Genomic DNA, 18,404 nt, shown 5'->3' on the forward strand with positions numbered 1-18,404 from the left:
CTCACATCCAACACCCATGTCGGCTGACCCACCGCGATCGCCAGCAAGCTGGCTCCTACAGTGGATTGGGGTTGGTCGCGAATTTTGTGCTCGGCACAGATCCCCTGTAGGAGCTGGCTTGCCGGCGATGAGGCCCTCACATTCAACATCCATGTCGACAGATGCACCGCGATCGCCAGCAAGCCGGCTCCTACAGTTGATTGGGGTTGGTCGCGAATTTTGTGCCCGACACAGCTCCCCTGTAGGAGCTGGCTTGCTAGCGATGGCGGCCTCACATCCAACATCGATGTCAGCTGATACACCGCGATCGCCAGCAAGCCGGCTCCTACAGTTGATTGGGGTTGGTCGCGAATTTTGTGCTCGGTACAGCTCCCCTGTAGGAGCTGGCTTGCTAGCGATGGCGGCCTCACATCCAACATTCATGTCAGCTGACCCACCGCGATCACCAGCAAGCCGGCTCCTACAGTGGATTGGGGTTGGTCGCGAATTTTGTGCTGGACACAGCTCCCCTGTAGGAGCTGGCTTGCTAGCGATGGCGGCCTCACATCCAACATCGATGTCAGCTGATACACCGCGATCGCCAGCAAGCCGGCTCCTACAGTTGATTGGGGTTGGTCGCGAATTTTGTGCCCGGCACAGATCCCCTGTAGGAGCTGGCTTGCTAGCGATGGGGGCCTTACATCCAACATTTATGTCGGCTGATACGCCGCCATCGCGAGCAGGCTCGCTCCTACAGGGGATTCGGGTTGGGGAGATGTAATGTGTGTTCATAGCGATCGCCCCGGTTCGCGGCTGATGTCTTCGCCGGCTTCTAGCAGCGTCGAACACGCGCGCACTCGCCGGCCATCGCCCAGGCGGACCCAGCAGTCCTGGCACGCGCCCATCAAGCAAAACCCGGCGCGGGGCTGTGCGCTGAAATCGCTGCCGCGCAAGTGTTCGCTGCAGGTCAGCACGGCGGTCAGCACGGTGTCGCCGAGCAGCCCGCTGGCCGGTGCGCCGTCGAGGGTAAAGTTCACGGCCGGGCGGTCGCCTTCGGCCAGTCGTTTCAGCAGAGCCATGGCGCCCTCATTGTTTACCCACCAGAACCCGATCCAGGCCGTAGACCCGATCAAGCAGAATCATCGTCAGCGCGGTCAGCGCGATCACCAGGGCCGACACCGCCGCCATCATCGGATCGATGGATTCAGTGGCGTACACGTACATGCGCACCGGCAAGGTTTGCGTGGCCGGCGAGGTGACGAAGATCGACAGCGTCACCTCGTCAAAACTGTTGATGAACGCCAGCAGCCAGCCCCCGGCGACCCCCGGCAAAATCATCGGCAAGGTGATTTGGCGGAACAGCGTGAAGCGCCCGGCACCCAGTGATTGCGCCGCGTGTTCGGCGCTGCGATCCAGGCCAATGGCCGAGGCCAGCACCAGTCGCAGCACATACGGCGTGATCACCAGCACGTGAGCAAAGATCAGCCAGGCGAAGCTGCCGTTGACGCCCATCAGCGCAAACAAGCGCAGGAGTGCCACGCCCAACACCAGATGCGGAATGATGATCGGCGACAGAAACAGGCCATTGAAAAAGTCCCGGCCGGGAAACTCGAAACGGGTGATTGCCAACGCTGCCGGCACCGCAATCAGCGTCGCCAGGCTGGCCGCGCAGAACGCCAGGATCAGGCTGTTGTAAAACGCATCGACAAAGTCGGCACGCTCGAACACCGCACGGAACCAGCGCAGGGAAAACTCCGTGGTCGGCAGGCTCAGGGTGTTTTCCGGGGTGAACGCCACGAGGCAGACCACCACCAGCGGCGCCAGCATGAACACCACCACCAGGGTATGGAACAGCAGGGCGAAAGGACCGTTCTTGGACATGACGAGTTATCCCAATGACTTCTTGTAGCGGCCTTCGATCATCCGGTTCCACGACAGCATGATCAGCAGGTTGAGCAACAGCAGCGCGACGGCGATGGCGGCGCCCATCGGCCAGTTGAGCTCCGACAGGTACTGGTCGTAGATCAGCGTGGCGACCATCTTGATCCGCCGCCCGCCGAGCAGGCCGGGAATGGCAAAGGAGCTGGCCGCGAGGCCGAACACGATCAACGTGCCGGACAGCACGCCGGGCATGATTTGCGGCAACACCACCTGGCGCATCACCGTGAAGTGACTGGCACCCAGCGACATCGCTGCTTGTTCGGCGGCCGGGTCGAGTTTTTGCAGCGAGGTCCAGACCGGAATGATCATGAACGGCAACATCACGTGAACCAGTGCAATCACCACCGCGAACGGCGTGTACAACAGCTTCATCGGTGAGCCGCCGAAGGCTTGCAGTGTCTGGTTGACCAGACCGTCGGCGCCGAGCAAGAGGCTCCAGCCGAAGGCGCGCACTACCACCGAAATCAGCAACGGCGTGAGGATCAGAATCAAGAAAATCGAACGCCATGGCGCTCCCATGCGGCTGAGGATGTAAGCCTCGGGCACGCCGATCACCACGCAGAGCAGGGTGGTCAGGGCGCTGATCCAGAACGTGCGCAAAAAGATTTCGTAGAAGTACGGATCACCCAGCAGACTGCTGTAATGGTCGACGGTGTAGGCGTCGCCGTTGATGCCCGAGCTGTAGTCGAAGACGTTGAACGACAACACCAGCGTCAGCAGCAGCGGGATCACCAGCAGGCAGACGTATAGCGCCAGCGCCGGTGCCGACAACAAATAGCCCTGACGTCCCTGGCGAACAGCCACGAGCGTACTCATGCCGACACCTCGTCGACACTCAGCACCCGCAGCAGCGCCGTGTCCCAGTCGAGGCCGACCGGTGTGCCTTCGTTCAGCGGTGCCGAGCCGTCGTTGCGGCGCACCACGCTGAGTTCGCCGAGGCTGGTCGAAACGCCGTACAACCATTGGCTGCCGAGAAAGAAGCGGCTGACGATCCTGCCTTGCAGGCGGCCGTGATCTTTGTCCCGCAGATCGATTTTTTCCGGACGCAGGCTCAGGGTCAGTTCACCGCCGCTGCGCACCTGAACCACACCCGCACTGTCTCGTTCGCCGGGCAACAGATTGGCCTTGCCGACGAAGCCGGAAATGAACTCGGTGCGCGGGTGTTCGTAAAGGGTGTAGGGCGCGTCGATCTGGGTGATGCGCCCGGCCTGCATCACCACCACGCGGTCGCTGATGGACAGCGCTTCGGACTGGTCATGGGTGACCATCAACGTGGTGATCCCGACTTCGCGCTGGATGCGGCGGATCTCGAATTGCATCTCTTCGCGCAGGTTGGCGTCGAGGTTGGACAGCGGCTCGTCGAGCAGCAGCACCGGCGGCTCGATCACCAGGGCGCGGGCCAGCGCCACACGCTGGCGCTGGCCACCGGACAGTTCGCGTGGGTAACGTTCTGCGTGCTGGTCCAGACGCACCAGTTTCAACACCCGATCCACGCGCTGCTGCAACTCGCCGTTGGGCACTTTGCGCATGCGCAGGCCGAAGGCGACGTTGTCTTTGACGGTCATGTGCGGAAACAACGCATAACTCTGGAACACCACGCCCAAGCCACGGCTGGCGGGTTTGGCGTGGGTGATGTCGCGACCGTCCAGCAGAATGCGCCCGCTGGTGACTTCGACGAAGCCGGCGATCATTTGCAGGGTGGTGGTTTTGCCACAGCCGGAAGGGCCGAGCAGGGACACGAACTCGCCTTTCTCGACCGAGAGGTGGGTGGCGACGACGGCGTCGATGTCGCCGTAACGTTTGCCGAGTCCTTCAAGTTGCACAAAAGCCATAACTGCGCTCCACCTGAGATTGTTATGCGCGGCCTGAGGTCGCGCTTTTTTGTATGGGCAGATACGAAAGGGTGTTGCGGGGTGCGTTGGCGCTCGACTTGGGTCGGCTGCCGCTGTTGTTCGAATCGCCCCTGTGGACGCAGATTAGGACGAAGACTAGGATGGGCTCAATGGCCTATTTCACTGAAGCGATGACTATTTTCAGTTTCATTCGGTGAGTAAATTAATTGTCGAGAAATGGCATGACTGATTCCATTGAACGGAATGAAAACAAAAATGAAGTCGGCGTCGGTGCGGTCTCCCGGCTGTTTGCGGTGCTGCGCAGTCTGGGTGACACCGTCGAGGGCGGGGAGCGCGTGACGCAACTGGCCCAGCGCATCGGTTTGTCGCAACCGACCACGCACCGTTTGCTGCGCAGCCTGATGGACGAGGGCATGGTCGAGCAGGACGTTCGCAGCAAACGCTATCGCCTGAGCCTGGATTTTTTTGCGCTGGCGGCGCGTGCCGGCAATACCGGAAACCTGCGCGAACTGGTGCGGCCGTCGTTGCTGCGGTTGTCGGCTTCGCTGGGGGATTCATTGTTTCTACTGGCGCGCAGCGGGTTTGATGCGATCTGCCTGGACCGCAGTGAAGGGCCGTTTCCGATTCGCACCTTTACCGGTGACATCGGCGGGCGGGTGGCGCTGGGCGTGGGCCAGGGCAGTCTGGCGATCCTGGCGTTCCTGCCGGAAGAGGAGCGCGACACGGTGATCCATTACAACCTGCCGCGGCTGAAGGATTTTCACCTGTACGACGAGGTGTTCCTGCGTTCGGAAGTCGAGAACGTGCGCGCCCTCGGTTACGCCGGGCGCAACACCGGCGTGCTGCAAGGCATGGCCGGCGTGGCGGTGCCGATTCTGGATCGCGAGGGGCGAGCGGTGGCGGCGTTGAGTGTGGCCACTGTGAGTGATCGGCTGGGCCCGGATCGCTTGCCGACAGTGGTGGAGATGCTCAAGCGCGAAGCAGCGCTGATCGGGCCGCGGATCAATCCGTTTGATCCGTTGTTGCGGCGGCCGTCCCAAGTCTTCGGCCAAAGCTGAAACCACACAAATCCCCTGTAGGAGCCGGCTTGCTGGCGATGGCGGTGGGTCAGTTAAATCAATGGTGACTGACACACCGCCATCGCCAGCAAGCCGGCTCCTACAAGGGGTGGTCAGTGTGTCAGTCAAATTAATGGTGACTGATACACCGCTATCGCCGGCAAGCCGGCTCCTACAGGGGGACCTAGAACTGCACGGTTTGCTTGAGCATCTGCGCCGTCGGCGTATCGCTCGGGCTGACCATCGCGTAGTTGTAACCGCTGCCGGACCAGTACTCAGCCTGCAACCCGCCGTCACTGCGACTACCCCTCGGCAGCAGAAAGTTTTTCGGACCCGGCGGGCGCACGTAGAAGCTGACTTTATGCCCGCTGCGATCCTCATAAACCACCATCGCCGCCGGCCCTTGCTCAGTGCTGAGCAAGCGCCCGCTGACCGGTTTGAACCCCGCGCCGGAAAGGTCCGGCAAGCGATGGGCCTGCGTGAAATAGCGGTCGAGCCAGCCCTGCATATCGCCGTCATCGCTGACCTTGTAATCGGCCGGCAGCATGCCTTGCTGGGCAAACAGCCGATAAGCCTGCATCGCGTCGGCCATCGGCGCCGCCGCGCTGAGGAGGGTCATCTCCCGCGCCTTCCAACCGCTGAAGCCGCCGATGCTCACGGCAATCAGCAACACCGCGGCGCTGGCCAGATGGCGGCGTGATTGGCGTTTGAGGCGTTGGCGAATCAGCGCCGGGTCGAGGGCCGGGTTGGCGGGTTGCTGCAACGCACCGCTCAGGGCCGCGCGCAGTTGCTGGGCGTCCTGCTGCCAGGCGCGAACCTGTGCGGATATTTCCACGTTGCCGGCCAGAAAAGTCTCTACCAGACGTCGGTCGTCATCATTGAGCTGGTGGTCCACATACGCGTGCAGGTCACGCTCGCTCGGGGGCATGCTGATCATTTGAGTCTCCGCAGGGAAGGGCGGGTGATTTCGCCGTCGCTGAGTTGGCGCAAGGCCTGGCGGGCGCGGGACAGGCGCGACATGACGGTGCCGACGGGGACGTCGAGAATCTCGGCGACTTCCTTGTAACTCAGGCCTTCGACCGACACCCAAAGCAGCAGCGCACGCTGTTCGGTGCCGAGCTGATCGAAGGCTTGCAGGGTCGATTGGGCGATCACGGTGCGCTCCACCGACGGTTGGGTATCGTCCCGTCCGGTAAAGAATTCGAGCATCCGCGCATAACGCCGGGAGCGCCGGTGAGCGTCGAGAAATTGCCGATACAGAATCGAAAACAGCCAGGCGCGCAAGTCGCCTTCGGGGCGTTTGTCGCCCCAACTCGATAGCGCCCGCTCCAGACACGACTGCACCAGATCGTCGGCGCTGCTGGGGTTGCGCGTCAACGACACGGCAAACCGGCGCAATCCGGGAATGATTTCTCTGAGTTGTTCGTCGATCTCGTTCATGAAGTTCTGGCTAGTCACTACGCTGTGGACTAGAGAGACGCCCGGCACTGAAGGTTATTCCACGCCTGAAAAAATAAATACCGCACGATGGAATAAACGTTCGCGGGGTTCGTCTGCTTGATCCTTCTCACTTGTGGCCGATGGCCCTGGAGTCTTTCATGGTAGATCGCTCATCACCGCCCACCCGGCCCCCCTTGAGTGCCGCGAGCCTGACGTTGCGTCTGGCCGGTATTGCCGTGGTGGTCGCTGCAGTGGCCGGGGCATTTGCCTACGTCAACGGCACCTTTGACCCACAGCGACTGACCCCGAAAAAGCTGATCAACGTGCTGGAAACCAACAACGGCGTGCACCCGGGCTTCCGGCGCAATCACTCCAAAGGCGTGTGCGTGATCGGGCATTTCGAGAGCAGCGGCGAGGCGCGCAGCTATTCCAGCGCTCAGGTGTTCAATGAGGCGCGGACCCCGGTGGTCGGGCGTTTCGCGTTGCCGGCGGGCAACCCTTATGCGCCGGACAGCGCCGTGCCGATCCGCAGCCTGGCGCTGCGCTTCACCCAGGCCAACGGCCAACAGTGGCGCACCGGGATGAACAGCATGCCGGTGTTCCCGGTGGGTACACCCGAGGCGTTCTATCAATTGCAGCAAGCCCAGTCGCCGGACCCGGCCACCGGCAAACCGAACCCGGCAGCGGTGCCGGCATTCTTTGGGGCGCACCCGGAGGCCGGGCCGTTCCTGGCCTGGATCAAAACCGCCAAGCCGTCCGCCAGTTACGTGACGGAAACCTATAACAGCGTCAATGCGTTTTACCTAGTCAACGCCGCCGGGCAAAAGCAAGCGGTGCGCTGGAGCATGGTGCCGTTGGTGCAGGACGCGGCAGGTGCCACGGCGCCGGAGGGTGGCGATTTCCTCGAAAAAGACCTGCTTCAACGGATTGCCTTGGGGCCGCTGCGTTGGCAGTTGAACATCACGCTGGCCAACCCCGGTGATCCGGTCAACGACGCCAGCAAGGCCTGGCCCGACGGTCGCAAAGTGGTGAACGCCGGCACGCTGGTGCTCGAAAGCACCCAGCCGCAGCTCAATGGCGAATGCCGGGACATCAACTACGACCCGCTGGTATTGCCCGCCGGTATCGAAGGTTCCGACGACCCGTTGCTCGCCGCTCGCTCCGCCGGTTACGCCAGTTCCTACTTGCGCCGCACCAGTGAAGTCAGTCAGTTGCCCGCCGCCAAACAGGAGGCTCAACAATGAGCAACCAACCGAACCACTTCGCGCCGCTGGCCCGACTGCTGCACTGGCTGATGGCGCTGATGATCATTGCCATGCTGTTTATCGGCGCGGGCATGGCCGCTTCCGTCTCTGAGCGGCACGAGTGGCTGATCCATCTGCACAAACCGCTGGGCATCGCCATTCTGTTGCTGGTGATCGTGCGCCTCGCTGTGCGCTTTTCCACCCGGCAACCTCCTTTGCCGGCAGACCTGCCGGGCTGGCAAGCGCTGGCGGCCAAGGCTTCGCATGTCTTGCTGTATGCCTTGATGTTGATCCTGCCGCTGCTCGGCTGGGCGATGATTTCGGCAGCGGGCGACCCGGTGATGCTCAGCAGTTCATTGCAGTTGCCGTCGATTGTGCCAGCCAATGCGCAGGTGTTTGCGTTCCTGCGCAAGGCGCACGGGTATCTGGCGTACCTGCTGTTTCTGACCGTGCTGCTGCATCTGGCGGCGGCGTTGTTTCACGGTTGGGTACGGCGTGATGATGTGCTCGACAGCATGCTGCGGGGCAACAAGGACCGCGGTTAACCGGCTTGTGTGGCGCATCGTTCGGGTGCGCCACTTTTCAGCGTCAGCCACCAGTAACCCAATGCCACGGCGTTAATCCCCGCACCCAACAGGCATACCCCCAGCCACCCGGCCCAGGCGTACATCGCCGTCGAGCCGATCGACCCCAGCGCGCTACCAATCGAATAAAACAGCATGTACCCCGCAGTGAGGCGGCTTTGCGCTTCGGGGCGCACGCTGTAGATCATGCTTTGGCTGGTCACGTGCACGGCCTGCAAACCCAGATCCAGGGTGATCACGCCCAACAACAGGGCCCACAAAGAGGATTGAGTCAGCGCGATCGGCAGCCAGGAGGCCAGCATCAACAACAATGACAAACCGCTGACCCACTGACCCAAACCACGATCAGCCAGATGCCCGGCACGCGCGGCGGCCAGTGCTCCGGCAGCGCCGGCCAGCCCGAACAAGCCGATTTGCGTGTGGGACAACGACAGCGGCGGGGCGCTCAGCGGCAACACCATGGGCGTCCACAGCACCATGGCACTGGCGAAGGTCAGCAATGCGAGTACCGCCCGTTGACGCAGCACAGGTTCTTCCTTGAACAACGTGAACACCGAGCCGAGTAACGCGCCATAGGAACTGGCCGGTTGCGTGTTCTCGTGTTTAGGCAGCACACGCAACAGCAGCAAAGCCATCACCAGGGTCAACCCCGCCGACAACAGATAAATAGAACGCCAGCCGGCCAGATCGGCCATGCCGCCTGCCACCGTCCGCGCCAGCAAAATGCCGACGACGATGCCGCTGGTGACCACGCCGACCACACGCCCACGCTGCGCCGGGATGGCCAATGTCGCGGCGTAGGCCACCAACACTTGGGTGACCACCGCCAACAACCCGGTCAATGTCATCCCGAGCAACAGCCAGGTGCTGTTCGAGGCTAACGCAATCATCAACAACGCCAGCGCCGACAACAGGGTTTGCGTGACGATCAGGCGTCGGCGGTTCAGCAGATCACCGAGCGGCACCAGCAACAACAATCCGACGCCGTAACCGATCTGGGTGAGCGTGACGACGATGCCGATAGTGGCGGGGTCCATGGCAAACGCCTCGGCCATCGCATCGAGCAAGGGTTGCGCGTAGTACACGTTGCCGACGGCCAGTCCGCAGGCGACGGCGAACAGCAACACGACGCCGCTGCTGAGTGTTGTTTGAGTGGGCTTCATGCCGGGCTCCTAAAGTGGTTTCTAAATAAAACCAGTTGTACGGTAAGTAAGCTGGTTTTATATTGCAACCACATTTGTTTTCGAGAGCGCAGGCATGGCCAAGCGTACAAGCATGGAGAGCGCCGAATGCCCGGTGGCCCGTTCACTGGATGCCATCGGCGATTGGTGGTCGTTGCTGATCGTGCGCGATGCGTTCGACGGCATTCGCCGGTTCGGTGAGTTCCAACGCAACCTGGGCATGGCGAAGAACATTCTCTCGGCACGATTGCGCACGTTGGTGAGCCACGGGATTTTCGATCTGGTGCCGGCGTCGGATGGCAGCGCGTATCAGGAATACGTGCTGACGGAGAAGGGCAAAGGCCTGTTTCCGCTGATCATCGGCTTGCGGCAGTGGGGCGAGGCGTTTTTTTATGAGGACGGGGAGACGCATTCACGGGTGGTTGACCGCGACAACGGTCGACCGGTGCGGCCATTGGAATTGCGCGCCGAGGACGGGCGATTGCTGGGGCCGGAGGATTGTGTGCGAGTGGCGGCCGAATGAGGCGTGGCTGCATGCCTGGCATGCAGCCATTGCGCAGGATCAGCGCAAGGTATCGACCATGTCCGCCACGGTCGTCAGCACATCCTTGCCCAGTTGCTTCGAACGCTTGCCGGACCAGCCAGTCAACGGATCCGGTTTGTCGTTGTTGTCCTTGAATGGCATCTCCAGGGTCAACGACAGGCAGTCGAATTTCTGACCGACGCTGTTGCACGCCAGGGTCATGTTGGCTTTGCCTGGCTCGTCGCGGGTGTAGCCGTGCTTGGTCTGGAAGTCCTTGGTCAGATGTTTCAGATGACTGCGGAAATGCTCTTCGAGCTTTTCGATCCGCGGCGTGTAGCCTGGGTTGCCCTCGCAACCGGCAGTGAACACGTAGGGGATTTCTTCATCGCCGTGGATGTCGAGGAACAGGTCGACGCCGTACTTTTCCATCTGTTGCTGAGCGAACAGCACTTCCGGGCTGATCTCCTGACTGGCGCTCTGCCAGGCGCGGTTGAGGTCCTGGCCCATGGCGTTGGTGCGCAGATGACCGTGAAAGGCACCGTCCGGGTTCATGTTCGGCACCAGGTACAGGTCGGCGCTGGCCAGCAGTTTGTTCAGCACTGGATCGTCGTGTCTTTCCAGGCGTTCGATCACACCTTCCATAAACCACTCGGCCATGTGTTCGCCGGGGTGTTGCTGGGCAATCATCCAGACCTTGCGCCGGCCTTCGGCGCCGGTGCCTTTGCGCAGCAACTGAATGTCACGACCTTCGACACTCTTGCCGGTGGCCAGCAATTCGGTGCCGGCCTTGGTCAGCGCCTGTTCGATCAACCAGTCATGGCGGCCACGGCTGTAGGGTTCGAAGTAGGCAAACCAAGCGTGGGTGGCCGTGGCTTCGAGGCTGAAACGCAGGCAGTCGCCTTCGAAGATGGTCGGCACCCGGAACCAGTTGACGTGGTCGTAGGACGCCACTGCCTGATAGCCGTCCCAGGCTTTGTTGTACGAGGATTTACTGGCATTGTTCAGACGAAACCAGTGTTCCTGTCCGACGTGCAAACCGCTGGCCTTGAAGTGAAACCACTGAAAATGCTGGCTGCGGGTGTCTGGCTTGATGGCCAGTAGTGCTTGCAACGGATTGCTGATATCCAGCACTTCAATGTTGCCGCTGTCGAAGTTGGCGCTGATGTCGAAAGAAGATCTAGCCACGGTCATAATCGATTCCTGAATATGATTTTTATGGCTGATACTTTACACGCTGGGAAGGGAAAAACCGGGGGAAATTGCGGGGTAAAAGGGGGGCGTCCTCCTTGACGCCGTCGCAGCTTAGAGACTGTGCGATTGATTCTCAAGTGCTATTTTCCGTTAGTTTGGCCCAATGTTGCCGGGCTTCTCTTGCCAACAGATATTCTTTTGATATTATCCGCGCCATCGAATTTGCAGCACCCAAAGACTTCATTAGCCTGAAGGTAAAGCCAGAATAACTGGCAAAAAAAAGACCCGGCAAAAAGCCGGGTCAAAAACCGTGATTAGCCTGATGAGGAGATAGTCCAGGAGACCGACCTAAGGTCACTTGGACAATCAACTGATCTCGCGACCAGCTGCATGCAATAATAATCATTCTCGTTTGCAAGTCAAACGATTTTATCTGCGCGATTGGAAAATTCTTTCCCGCGCCCCGCGAAATATCCCTGCCTGCCTTATGCGTGATGATCCCCGTCGAGGGATCGGTCCAGCAAAGCCTTGGCCATATCGATCATATGCACCGTCGAAAACGCCAGGTCCCGGTGCACGCCCTGCAGATTGTTCGCCGACTCGTACGCCGTGGCGGCAGCGCAGCGCAACAGGTCTGAGGCGCGCACCAGTGCTTCCTCGCAGCTGACATTTCGGTTCACATCAAAAAAACGCTCCTCTTCCACCGCTTCGGACACAGCTGGTTTCAAGTAATAGTCCAGGGCGCGCTGCGCGGCGGCCGAGCCTTTTGGCGAGGTGAGGGAGGTGTCGATCTGCATGTCTGGCAAGTCATTGCTGGGGATGGTCATGGCGATGGCAAAGCTCCGTGTTAGATTCAAATCCGTGATCCAATCGTAGTACGAACTGTATTTGTGACGAAAATTTAAATACTACAAGTTGTGTTTTGCTGGCCGGAGGCGCCCACGTATCGTGCCGCACATGGATAAATGGATTGAATTGGTCAAGGCCAAGATGAGTGAACTCAAAGTCACTCAGGAAATACTCGCCGACCGCCTGGGGATGTCCCAGGGCGGCGTCGGCCATTGGCTGAACAAACGTCGCCAACCGGGCATCGATGACATGAACCGTGTGCTGCACGCACTGGGCATGGAGTTTCTCGAGGTGGCGCTGGTGATTCGCGAGCCGGACATTGCGAAGGAGGAAAGCCAGGATCTGGTGCGCAAGTACAACCCGTACTTCCGTTACCCGGTCAGTGACTGGCGCGAATCCTGCGAGGTGCGTGACGGTGAGCCGACGGTCTATGACACGGCGCGATTCGAACTGACCGACTACCACGCTCAAGGCGCGGCGTTCTGGTTGACCGTGGTGGGCGATGCGATGACTGCACCGAGCGGCGTCAGTATCGCCGAGGGCATGATGATCCTGGTGGACCCAGCCATTGTGCCGGAGCCCGGGAAACTGGTGATCGCCCAATGGCCGGACAGCACTGAAGCGACGTTCCGCAAACTGATCGAAGAGGGCGGGCAGCGTTACCTGGTCCCGCTCAATCCGACGTATCCGAAAGCCCTTTACACCGAAGCCTGCCGAATCATCGGCGTAGTGGTTCAGGCAACGGCCAGATTCTGATCAGATCGGTCCTCGCAATGCGTAGGACCGATCCGCATTTCAGGCTTCTTCCAGCTCGACCAATGCACTGCCTTCGCTGACCATCTCGCCTTCCTGGCAATACAGCGCTTTGATCACCCCGGCGTGTGGTGCACGAATGCTGTGCTCCATCTTCATCGCCTCCAGCACCACCAGTTGCGCCCCGGCTTCGACCGTTTGCCCGGCTTCCACCAGCACTCGCACGATGCTGCCGTTCATGGGCGCAGTGAGCCCGCCGTGATGGCTGTGACTGGCTTCGACGGCGCTGATCGGGTCGTAGGACTCGATGCGGCGTAATTCACCATCCCATTGCAGATACACAACGCCGTCGCGACGGATTGCCCGATGCTGGCGGCGTACGCCGTAGTGTTCGGTCAGCAGTTGCTCGCCCGCGAGTTGCGCCGATCGGGTAGCGCCCAACGTCAGCGCGCGGTCCTGACCTTCGCAGCTCAAATGCAGGGTGATTTCTGTCGGCAATCCGGCACGGAACCCAGTGCCGATAGCCCAAGGCGAACTCAGGTCATCAGTGCGGGTCGTGTCCGCTTGGCTTTGGGAAAACGCCTGCGCCGCGGCTTGCCAGAACTCATCACTGAGCGGCGAGGGCTCTGGCAGCAGTTGCTCCTGGTAACGCGGAATGAACCCGGTATCCAGCTCAGCCGCCGCAAACGCGGGATGACCAACGATTCGACGCAAGAAGTTTATGTTGGTCTTGAGCCCGCCAATCGCGAACTCATCGAGCATGCTCAACAACCGCAGACGCGCCTGTTCGCGATCCTCGCCCCAGGCAATCAGCTTGCCGAGCATCGGGTCATAGAACGGCGAAATTTCGTCGCCTTCTTCCACGCCGCTGTCGACCCGACGACCCGGACCTTCAGCCGATTCACGGTACAACTCCAGGCGCCCGGTGGCCGGCAGGAAATCATTGCCCGGGTCTTCGGCGTACAGCCGCACTTCGATCGCATGGCCGATCAGGGGCACTTGATCCTGAGTCATCGGCAGCGCTTCGCCACGTGCCACGCGAATCTGCCAGGCCACCAGATCGAGGCCGGTGATGGCTTCGGTGACCGGGTGTTCGACTTGCAGGCGCGTGTTCATCTCCATGAAGAAGAACTCGCCGCGCGCATCCAGCAAGAACTCCACGGTGCCGGCGCCGACATAACCGATGGCTTGCGCCGAACGCACGGCGGCCTCGCCCATGGCGCGGCGCAGTTCCGGGCTCAAGCCCGGTGCGGGCGCTTCTTCGACGACTTTCTGGTGCCGACGCTGAATCGAGCAGTCACGTTCGTTGAGGTACAGGCAATTGCCGTGCTGGTCGGCGAAAACCTGGATTTCCACGTGACGCGGCTTCAGCAGATATTTCTCGACCAGCATCCGCGAATCGCCGAACGAGGATTGCGCTTCACGCTGGGCCGAGGCGAGGGCTTCGGCCAGTTGGCTGACGTCCTCGACCACTTTCATGCCTTTGCCGCCACCGCCTGCCGTCGCCTTGAGCAGCACCGGATAGCCAATGCGTTCGCAGGCGTCGCGGAAGGTGTCGAGGTCTTGGGCCTCGCCGTGATAACCGGGCACCAGTGGCACGCCAGCGGTTTCCATCAAGGCCTTGGCGGCGGACTTGCTGCCCATCGCGTCGATGGCCGAGGCGGGCGGACCGAGGAAGATCAGGCCTGCTTTTTCGATGGCGCGGGCGAACCCGGCATTCTCGGACAGAAAACCATAACCCGGATGAATCGCCTGCGCGCCGCTGGCCTTGGCGGCGGCGATCAGCTTGTCGATTTGCAGGTAGCTGTCGGCGGCTTTGCTGCCACCGAGGTCAACGCGAATGTCCGCTTCGCGGCTGTGCCGTGCTTCGCGGTCGGTGGCGCTGTGCACGGCGACGGTGGTCAGGCCCAGGGCCTTGGCGGTGCGCATGACCCGGCACGCGATTTCGCCACGGTTGGCCACCAGCAGAGAGGTAATGACAGGTGCGCTCATCAACGCGGCTCCTTGGGGGTGGTTTCGGCCTGCCAGCTCGGCGGACGTTTTTGCAGAAAGGCGCGCAGGCCTTCCTGGCCTTCGGGGCTGACGCGGATGCGCGCGATGGCATTTTCGGTGTAGCGACGCAGCGCCGGGGTCAGCGCGCCGTTGCCGACTTCACGCAGCAAATCCTTGCTGACGCGCATGGCTGCGGGGCTGTTGAGCAGCAGGTTGTCGATCCATTGCTCGACTTTCTGCTCCAGCTCATTGCCCGGATAACTCTCCGACAACAAGCCGATTTCCCGAGCGCGTTGCCCACCGAAGCGCTCGGCGGTCAGCGCATAACGGCGTGCCGCGCGTTCGCCAATGGCTTGCACCACGAACGGGCTGATCACCGCCGGTGCCAGGCCGATACGCACTTCCGACAGGCAGAACTGCGCGTCGTCGGCGCCGATGGCCATGTCGCAGCAACTGATCAGGCCCAGCGCGCCGCCGAAAGCCGCGCCTTGTACCACGGCCAGCGTCGGAACTTTCAGCTTGGCCAGGTTGTACATCAGCTCCGCCAGTTCCCGGGCGTCGTCGAGGTTGGTGTGGTAATCGAGCTCGGCCGATTGCTGCATCCACGCCAGGTCGGCGCCGGCACTGAAATGCTTGCCACGTCCGCGCACCAGCAAAAAGCGCAGGCTGGCGTCGGTCGAGACCTTGTCCAGCGCGAGGATCAGTTCACGGATCATCTCGGCGTTGAACGCGTTGTTCTTTTCTTCCCGGCTGAGCCACAGGGTCGCGAAACCACGCGGGTCGGTCTGCAGTTCGAGGGTGTTGAAGTCGCTCATATTGTCCGTCTCCACAACTCTATTCTGTAGGAGCGAGGCTTGCCCGCGAAGGAAGCGCCACGGTGTATCTGTTGCACCGCGTCATGCTTGTTCGCGGGCAAGTCGGATCGCCGCCCGCTCGCTCCTACAAAGTCAAATCACATCCGGAACACGCCGAAGCGGCTCGGTTCGATTGGCGCGTTCAGCGACGCGGACAAGGCCAGGGCCAGCACATCTCGGGTCTGCGCCGGGTCAATGACGCCGTCGTCCCACAGCCGTGCGCTGGAGTAGTAAGGGTGGCCCTGTTCTTCGTATTGATCGAGGATCGGTTGCTTGATTTCGGCTTCCTGCTCGGCGCTGAAACTATGCCCGCCACGTTCAGCCTGCTCACGCTTGACCTGCACCAACACGCCCGCCGCTTGCTCGGCGCCCATCACGCCGATGCGTGAATTCGGCCACATCCACAGGAAACGTGGATCGTAGGCCCGCCCGCACATGCCGTAGTTACCGGCGCCGAAGCTGCCGCCGATGATCACGGTGAATTTCGGCACTTTGGCGCACGCCACGGCGGTCACCAATTTTGCGCCGTGCTTGGCAATGCCGCCGGCCTCGTACTTCTGGCCGACCATGAAGCCGGTGATGTTTTGCAGGAACAGCAACGGAATGCCGCGCTGGCAGGCCAGTTCGATGAAGTGCGCGCCTTTCTGCGCGGCCTCGGCGAAGAGGATGCCGTTGTTGGCGAGGATCGCGATCGGGTAACCGTGCAGGTGAGCAAAACCGCACACCAGCGTGGTCCCGAACAGCGCCTTGAATTCGTCGAACACCGAACCGTCCACCAGCCGCGAGATCACTTCGCGCACATCGAACGGCTGCTTGGCGTCGGCCGAGACCACGCCATACAACTCGTCGCTGCTGTAGAGCGGGGCGATGGGCGTGCGTTGTTGCAGTTCGCCAAGCTTGCGCCAGTTGAGGTTGGCGATGCTGCGTCGGGCAATGGCCAAGGCGTGTTCATCGCTCTCGGCATAATGGTCGGCGACCCCGGAAATCTTGCAGTGCACATCGGCGCCGCCCAGATCTTCGGCGCTGACCACTTCACCGGTCGCGGCTTTCACCAGCGGTGGGCCGGCGAGGAAAATAGTCGCCTGCTCGCGAACCATGATCGCTTCGTCGGCCATCGCCGGCACGTAAGCGCCGCCGGCAGTGCACGAGCCCATGACCACCGCGATTTGCGGAATGCCCATGGCGCTCATGTTGGCCTGGTTGAAGAAGATCCGCCCGAAGTGCTCGCGGTCCGGGAACACTTCATCTTGGCGCGGCAGGTTGGCGCCGCCGGAGTCCACCAGATAAATGCACGGCAAGCGGTTCTGCTGAGCGATGGTCTGGGCGCGCAGGTGTTTTTTCACGGTCAGCGGGTAATACGAGCCACCTTTCACGGTGGCATCGTTGGCCACGATCATGCACTCGACGCCTTCCACTCGACCGATCCCGGCAATCACGCCCGCGGCCGGCACGTCTTCGCCATACACCTCGTAGGCCGCCAATTGGCTGATTTCGAGAAACGGCGAGCCCGGATCGAGCAGGCGATTGATCCGCTCGCGGGGCAGCAATTTGCCCCGCGAAGTGTGGCGTTCTTGCGCTTTCGGACCGCCACCTTGCTGCACTTGCGCGAGCAGGGTGTGCAAGGCGTCGACCTGGGTGAGCATCGCCGCGCTGTTCGCGGCAAACTCCGCCGAACGGGGGTTGAGCTGGGTATGCAGGATAGCCATGGACAGCTCCGTTTAGCGGGTTTCGTTGAACAGTTCGCGACCGATCAGCATGCGACGGATCTCACTGGTGCCAGCACCGATTTCGTACAGCTTGGCGTCACGCAGCAGACGACCGGCCGGGAATTCGTTGATGTAACCGTTGCCGCCGAGAATCTGGATCGCGTCGAGGGCCATTTGCGTGGCGCGCTCGGCGCTGTAGAGGATCACGCCGGCGGCATCCTTGCGCGTGGTTTCGCCGCGCTCGCAGGCCTGGGCCACCGCATAAAGGTAGGCGCGGCTGGCGTTGAGTTGGGTGTACATGTCGGCGACTTTGCCCTGGATCAGCTGGAATTCGCCGATGCTTTGCCCGAACTGCTTGCGGTCGTGGATGTACGGCACGATCAGGTCCATGCACGCCTGCATGATCCCGGTTGGGCCGCCGGACAGAACGACACGTTCGTAATCGAGGCCGCTCATCAGCACTTTCACGCCGCCGTTGAGTACGCCGAGGATGTTTTCTTCCGGCACTTCGACGTCATCGAAGAACAGCTCGCAGGTGTTGGAGCCGCGCATGCCGAGCTTGTCGAACTTGTTGCTGCGGCTGAAGCCTTTCCAGTCGCGCTCGACGATGAACGCGGTGATGCCGTGCGGGCCTTTTTCCAGGTCGGTCTTGGCGTAGATCACATAGGTGTTGGCGTCGGGACCGTTGGTGATCCAGGTTTTGCTGCCGTTGAGCACGTAGTGATCACCACGTTTGTCAGCGCGCAATTTCATCGAGACCACGTCGGAACCGGCATTCGGTTCACTCATGGCCAGGGCGCCGATGTGCTCGCCGCTGATCAGCTTTGGCAGGTATTTGCTTTTCTGTTCGTGATTGCCGTTGCGGTTGATCTGGTTCACGCAAAGGTTGGAGTGCGCGCCGTAGGACAGGGCGACCGACGCCGAACCGCGGCTGATTTCTTCCATGGCCACCACGTGCGCCAGGTAACCCAGGCCAGCACCGCCGTATTCTTCCGGGACGGTAATGCCGAGCAGGCCCATGTCGCCGAACTTGCGCCACAGGTCGGCGGGGAACAGGTTGTCGATGTCGATTTGAGCGGCGCGCGGGGCGATCTCTTTGGCGACGAAGGACTGGACCTGATCGCGCAGCATGTCGATGGTTTCACCGAGGGCAAAGTTCAGGGATGGATAGCTCATGGGTCACCTTTTGGCTTTTTTGTAGGGCGGGGAGGGTCGTGATTTGGCTCTCACCTTTACGTTAACGTAAGCCTGTGACG

18 protein-coding genes are annotated in these 18,404 nt (G+C 61.3%); 5 read left to right on the forward strand and 13 right to left on the reverse strand.

From position 1 onward, the window contains the following. Positions 1–767: 767 nt before the first annotated feature. The 4 genes from IB254_RS19780 to IB254_RS19795 are packed head-to-tail and all read right to left on the reverse strand — an operon-like array spanning position 768 to position 3,752. The gene (locus IB254_RS19780; protein ID WP_192418986.1) at positions 768–1,058 is read right to left on the reverse strand and encodes a (2Fe-2S)-binding protein; all 291 of its coding nucleotides are present in this window, start codon (positions 1,056–1,058) and stop codon (positions 768–770) included. 7 nt (positions 1,059–1,065) lie between these two features. Further along, positions 1,066–1,860: an ABC transporter permease gene (locus IB254_RS19785; protein ID WP_008031926.1), complete on the reverse strand. Its 795-nt coding sequence runs from the start codon at positions 1,858–1,860 to the stop codon at positions 1,066–1,068. 6 nt (positions 1,861–1,866) lie between these two features. Next, entirely contained in the window at positions 1,867–2,736 is an 870-nt protein-coding gene (locus IB254_RS19790) for an ABC transporter permease (protein WP_008041222.1), read from the reverse strand. Next, a complete protein-coding gene (locus IB254_RS19795) occupies positions 2,733–3,752 on the reverse strand; it encodes an ABC transporter ATP-binding protein (protein ID WP_192418987.1) in 1,020 nt (339 codons plus the stop codon). The genes IB254_RS19790 and IB254_RS19795 overlap by 4 nt, the downstream gene beginning before the upstream one ends. A 242-nt stretch (positions 3,753–3,994) precedes the next feature. Here IB254_RS19795 and IB254_RS19800 point away from each other — a divergent pair, with 242 nt between their 5' ends. Next, entirely contained in the window at positions 3,995–4,831 is an 837-nt protein-coding gene (locus IB254_RS19800; RefSeq protein ID WP_008031920.1) for an IclR family transcriptional regulator, read from the forward strand. Positions 4,832–5,015: 184 nt separating this feature from the next. On the opposite strand, the gene IB254_RS19805 is transcribed toward IB254_RS19800, so the two are convergent. Together IB254_RS19805 and IB254_RS19810 are read right to left on the reverse strand one after the other, a co-directional pair. Then, positions 5,016–5,768: an anti-sigma factor family protein gene (locus tag IB254_RS19805; RefSeq protein ID WP_192229206.1), complete on the reverse strand. Its 753-nt coding sequence runs from the start codon at positions 5,766–5,768 to the stop codon at positions 5,016–5,018. Beyond that, positions 5,765–6,271, reverse strand: a complete 507-nt coding sequence (locus IB254_RS19810) for a sigma-70 family RNA polymerase sigma factor (protein ID WP_032832617.1) — start codon at positions 6,269–6,271, stop codon at positions 5,765–5,767. The genes IB254_RS19805 and IB254_RS19810 overlap by 4 nt, the downstream gene beginning before the upstream one ends. 158 nt (positions 6,272–6,429) lie before the next feature. Between IB254_RS19810 and IB254_RS19815 the strand changes: the two genes are divergently transcribed. Together IB254_RS19815 and IB254_RS19820 are read left to right on the forward strand one after the other, a co-directional pair. Beyond that, positions 6,430–7,515 (forward strand): catalase family peroxidase, encoded by a 1,086-nt coding sequence (locus tag IB254_RS19815; RefSeq protein ID WP_192229207.1) that lies wholly within the window; start codon positions 6,430–6,432, stop codon positions 7,513–7,515. Continuing rightward, the gene (locus tag IB254_RS19820; RefSeq protein ID WP_192418989.1) at positions 7,512–8,060 is read left to right on the forward strand and encodes a cytochrome b; all 549 of its coding nucleotides are present in this window, start codon (positions 7,512–7,514) and stop codon (positions 8,058–8,060) included. The genes IB254_RS19815 and IB254_RS19820 overlap by 4 nt, the downstream gene beginning before the upstream one ends. Here the strand turns inward: IB254_RS19820 and IB254_RS19825 are convergent. Then, complete coding sequence (locus IB254_RS19825; RefSeq protein WP_192418991.1) at positions 8,057–9,262, reverse strand: MFS transporter; 1,206 nt, start codon at positions 9,260–9,262, stop codon at positions 8,057–8,059. The two genes, IB254_RS19820 and IB254_RS19825, sit on opposite strands and share 4 nt — an antisense overlap. Before the next feature lie 94 nt (positions 9,263–9,356). Between IB254_RS19825 and IB254_RS19830 the strand changes: the two genes are divergently transcribed. Beyond that, positions 9,357–9,803, forward strand: a complete 447-nt coding sequence (locus IB254_RS19830) for a winged helix-turn-helix transcriptional regulator (protein WP_192418993.1) — start codon at positions 9,357–9,359, stop codon at positions 9,801–9,803. 39 nt (positions 9,804–9,842) lie between these two features. Here the strand turns inward: IB254_RS19830 and IB254_RS19835 are convergent, their stop codons facing one another. Both IB254_RS19835 and IB254_RS19840 read right to left on the reverse strand, forming a co-directional pair. Then, a complete protein-coding gene (locus IB254_RS19835; RefSeq protein ID WP_008031906.1) occupies positions 9,843–10,994 on the reverse strand; it encodes a M14-type cytosolic carboxypeptidase in 1,152 nt (383 codons plus the stop codon). 485 nt (positions 10,995–11,479) lie between these two features. Next, on the reverse strand, positions 11,480–11,821 hold the full coding sequence (locus IB254_RS19840) for a DUF6124 family protein (RefSeq protein WP_008041212.1): 342 nt from the start codon (positions 11,819–11,821) through the stop codon (positions 11,480–11,482). A gap of 130 nt (positions 11,822–11,951) precedes the next feature. On the opposite strand from IB254_RS19840, the gene IB254_RS19845 reads away from it, so the two are divergent. Next, the gene (locus IB254_RS19845; RefSeq protein WP_192229209.1) at positions 11,952–12,599 is read left to right on the forward strand and encodes a LexA family protein; all 648 of its coding nucleotides are present in this window, start codon (positions 11,952–11,954) and stop codon (positions 12,597–12,599) included. Between the two features lie 39 nt (positions 12,600–12,638). Here the strand turns inward: IB254_RS19845 and IB254_RS19850 are convergent, their stop codons facing one another. The 4 genes from IB254_RS19850 to IB254_RS19865 form a co-directional block, all read right to left on the reverse strand. Beyond that, the gene (locus IB254_RS19850; protein ID WP_192418995.1) at positions 12,639–14,588 is read right to left on the reverse strand and encodes an acetyl/propionyl/methylcrotonyl-CoA carboxylase subunit alpha; all 1,950 of its coding nucleotides are present in this window, start codon (positions 14,586–14,588) and stop codon (positions 12,639–12,641) included. Beyond that, complete coding sequence (locus tag IB254_RS19855; RefSeq protein WP_008041207.1) at positions 14,588–15,403, reverse strand: gamma-carboxygeranoyl-CoA hydratase; 816 nt, start codon at positions 15,401–15,403, stop codon at positions 14,588–14,590. The genes IB254_RS19850 and IB254_RS19855 overlap by 1 nt, the downstream gene beginning before the upstream one ends. Positions 15,404–15,540: 137 nt before the next feature. Continuing rightward, the gene (locus IB254_RS19860) at positions 15,541–17,148 is read right to left on the reverse strand and encodes a carboxyl transferase domain-containing protein (protein ID WP_192418997.1); all 1,608 of its coding nucleotides are present in this window, start codon (positions 17,146–17,148) and stop codon (positions 15,541–15,543) included. Between the two features lie 12 nt (positions 17,149–17,160). Then, positions 17,161–18,324, reverse strand: coding sequence for an isovaleryl-CoA dehydrogenase (locus IB254_RS19865; RefSeq protein ID WP_008031893.1), 1,164 nt, complete (start codon positions 18,322–18,324; stop codon positions 17,161–17,163). Positions 18,325–18,404: the final 80 nt, after the last annotated feature.

Origin of the sequence: Pseudomonas sp. PDM03 (assembly GCF_014852385.1) — a bacterium.
GTDB classification, from domain to species: Bacteria; Pseudomonadota; Gammaproteobacteria; order Pseudomonadales; family Pseudomonadaceae; genus Aquipseudomonas; species Aquipseudomonas migulae.